The sequence below is a fragment of the Leifsonia sp. HAY1-4F genome (assembly GCF_056755275.1).
In genome coordinates this window covers 1-2,977 of record NZ_JBNDHX010000181.1, presented here as the reverse complement: position 1 = coordinate 2,977, position 2,977 = coordinate 1, and the positions used below count along the sequence as shown (strand labels likewise).

Here is a 2,977-nt window from a genome sequence, read left to right as displayed (position 1 = left end):
GGTCTTCGAGGATCACCGGGATCTTGGCGTCCTTCGCCTCCTTGAGGACATCGTCCCAACCGGTGGTGACGACGGCGGCGATCACGATCGCGTCCACTCCCTGGTTGATGAAGCTGTGCACTGCGGCGATCTGGTTCTCCGGCTTGTTGTCAGCCGCGTTGAAGATCAGCTTGAAGCCGTTCTTCGCCGAGAACGCCTCTTTCATCGACTGGGTGTTGGCCGCTCGCCAGCCGCTCTCGGATCCGGTCTGCGCGAAGCCGACGGTGATGACTTTGTGGCCATCGCCTCCGCCCGCTGCGCCTGCTCCGCCTGCCGAGCATCCCGTCAATGCGACGGCCATCAGCCCCAGGGCAGCTACGGCGCCCATAAGTTTCTTCATGCCAAACCTCCTCGTTCGGGTGCCGGACCTCGCCGGCTCGTCGTAATGTTAGCCTTCACATTGCGTTCAAGAGCAACCTTTGGACGGTAACGATTAGGTAACGCGGTGGGGGTGACGGGCAGGATCTATCAGGGTCGGGGTTCCCCAGAAGCGCGGAAGTGCCCATTTTGTGAGGGATAACATTCTGACGATGTCGTGTTGCTGGCCGGTGGTGACAGGCGCATCCCGCGTCGCAGCCGGTACGGGCGCGGTACTCTGTCGCGGGCGCAGCTGAGGCAGAGCCGCGGGGGTAGCGTTGCTCCTCGGGATGCTGGAGTGAGCGCGTCGATGTGCTCGAAGGGGAGGACCGATGCCGATTCGTCGTCAGGCTGAACAGATGCGAGACCTGTACGCGAACGAGATCGCGGCAGCGGTCTCCGAAGGCCGGGAGCCGTCGGCGCTGCAGATCGCCTCCTGGATCCGCTACCACGAGGCCGCGCTCGCTGCGGATCCTCGCGCGGTCCTGATCCAGTCCAACGGCGAGGGCGAGGCCGAGCCCGCCTAGCTCCCACCCGCGCCACTGCGAGTGCGTGCCTGTGGAACGTGTGCGGCGGGGCGAGCGACCGCAATCGTTACAAACCGCAGCAGACAGGCGCCGTTCGCTCAGCGGCCGTCTTTCCGGATCCAGCGGAAGGTGAGGCGGGAGGCGACGAGGCACGCGATCAGCCAGATCAGCAGCACGATCGCGATCCAGCCGAGCTGCCAGCTGCCGCTCGGCTCGGCCGACTCGAAGTTCGCGGGCAGGAACACGCTGCGCATGCCCTGCGCGATCCACTTGAGCGGGAAGATGCCGGCGATGTTCTGCAGCCAAACCGGCAGCAGGCTGAACCGCAGGTACACGCCCGAGATGAACTGCAGCACCAGGACGATCGGGATGATGACCGCTGTCGCGCTCTTCCCGGTGCGCGGCACCGCGGACAACGCGATCCCGAGCACCGCCGACGTCACGATCCCGAGGGCGTAGATCCACGCGAACCGCAGCCACAGCTCCGGGTCGGTCGGCAGCGCGACGCCGAACGCGAAATGCGCCATCAGCAGCAGGAGCAGGATCTGCAGGATGCTCGTCGCGATGACCTGCCCCATCTTGCCGAGGAAGTAGGACACGACCGGGAGGGGTGTGCCGCCCAGCCGCTTGAGCGTTCCGTCGCTCTTCTCCACGGCGATGTCGACCGCGAGGTTCTGCACGCCGCTGAGGAGGATACCGGCCGCGATCATCCCCGGCAGGTAGTAGGCGGCCTGGGTGATCCCGCCGCTGCCGTCGGGTGCGGCTCCCACGTTGCCCAGTCCCTGGAACGCGACTGAGAAGATGCCGAGCATCACAACGGGGAACAGGAACGTGAAGAAGATCGTGTCCGACTGACGGAAGTAGATTAGGACCTCGTAGCGGATGCGGGACCATCCCAGCGCGACGGCGCTCATGCCGCCGCCTCCGTGGCTCCGGTCGCCGGGTCGTCGCCGGCCGTCCCGGGCGCCGACCCGCGAGCCGAGCCGGCGCGTTCGTCGGCCTCGCGCACCAGTCCGAGGTAGATGTCCTCCAGGCTCGGGCGGACCACCTCCAGGTCGCGCAGCTCCCCTCCGGCCTCCGCAGCGAGCCGAGTCACCACGGCGGCGGGAGTCTGCGTTCGCTCCTCGCGCAGGGCTCCGGCCGCGTCGCGCCAGCGCACGATCGGCACGCGCGCCGACGCGCCGCCGATCTCGTCCACCGCACCGATGTCGACCAGCGACCCGTGCGCGATCACGGCCACGCGGTCGCTGAGCTGCGCCGCCTCGTCGAGGTAGTGGGTGGTTAGCAGGATGGTCGTCCCCTCGCGTTTGAGCGATCGGACCAGTTCCCAGAACTGCCGCCGGGCCTCCGGGTCGAACCCGGTCGTCGGCTCGTCGAGGAAGAGCAGCTCGGGCCTCCCCACCATCCCGAGCGCCACATCCACCCGCCGCCGCTGGCCGCCCGACAGGTTGCGGATGCGCGTCTTCGCCTTGTCCTCCAAGCCGACCGCGGCGATGACCTCGTCGACGTCCCTGCCCTGCGGGTAGTAGCGCGCGAACTGAGCCAGCTGCTCCCGGACGGTCACATCCGCGGCCTCCGAGCCGGACTGGAGGACGATGCCGAGCCTCGCCTTCCATGCCGTGCCGCCGGTGCCCGGGTCGACGCCCAGCACCGAGGCCTCGCCGGCCGACCGATCCCGGTAGCCCTCGAGGATCTCGATCGTCGTGCTCTTGCCGGCGCCGTTCGGGCCGAGCAGCGCGAACGTCTCGCCCTCGGCGATCTCGAAATCGATGCCGCGGACGGCCTCGAACGCCCCGTAGGACTTGCGGAGACCGCGCACCACCACGGCCGCAGAAGTTGACATACGCACATCATCCCGCACCGGCCATCCGGCGACGCGTTCAGCGTGTGCTGTCGGCGAGCAAGATCATCAAGTCCGTTGCGTCGTCGGTGGCGAAGAGCTTGTCCAAAGCCAGATTCTGCTCGTGCAACCGCGTGTACGGGATACTGATCGCATCGAACCCGTTGGACATCAGCTCACCGGATGCCATCAATTTGGCAGTGCGCTTGTTTCC

Annotated in this window: 4 protein-coding genes; 1 reads left to right on the top strand and 3 read right to left on the bottom strand. The window is 67.3% G+C overall.

The annotated features are described in order from the left end of the window. On the bottom strand, positions 1 to 379 hold a 379-nt coding region (locus tag ACPYOG_RS18985; RefSeq protein ID WP_481295697.1), incomplete at its 3' end, for a substrate-binding domain-containing protein. A gap of 376 nt (positions 380 to 755) precedes the next feature. Between ACPYOG_RS18985 and ACPYOG_RS18980 the strand changes: the two genes are divergently transcribed. Then, on the top strand, positions 756 to 923 hold the full coding sequence (locus ACPYOG_RS18980; RefSeq protein ID WP_481295696.1) for a hypothetical protein: 168 nt from the start codon (positions 756 to 758) through the stop codon (positions 921 to 923). Between the two features lie 98 nt (positions 924 to 1,021). On the opposite strand, the gene ACPYOG_RS18975 is transcribed toward ACPYOG_RS18980, so the two are convergent. After that, entirely contained in the window at positions 1,022 to 1,837 is an 816-nt protein-coding gene (locus ACPYOG_RS18975; protein WP_481295695.1) for an ABC transporter permease, read from the bottom strand. Beyond that, positions 1,834 to 2,766 (bottom strand): ABC transporter ATP-binding protein, encoded by a 933-nt coding sequence (locus tag ACPYOG_RS18970; RefSeq protein WP_481295694.1) that lies wholly within the window; start codon positions 2,764 to 2,766, stop codon positions 1,834 to 1,836. Before ACPYOG_RS18970 ends, ACPYOG_RS18975 begins: the two co-directional genes overlap by 4 nt. Positions 2,767 to 2,977 lie beyond the last annotated feature (211 nt).

Excerpts from the sequence above, each read along its gene's own strand:
- ACPYOG_RS18980 (WP_481295696.1), top strand. The coding sequence starts at position 756 with ATGCGAGACCTGTACGCGAACGAGATCGCGGCAGCGGTCTCCGAAGGC.
- ACPYOG_RS18975 (WP_481295695.1), bottom strand. The coding sequence starts at position 1,837 with ATGAGCGCCGTCGCGCTGGGATGGTCCCGCATCCGCTACGAGGTCCTA.
- ACPYOG_RS18970 (WP_481295694.1), bottom strand. The coding sequence starts at position 2,766 with ATGTCAACTTCTGCGGCCGTGGTGGTGCGCGGTCTCCGCAAGTCCTAC.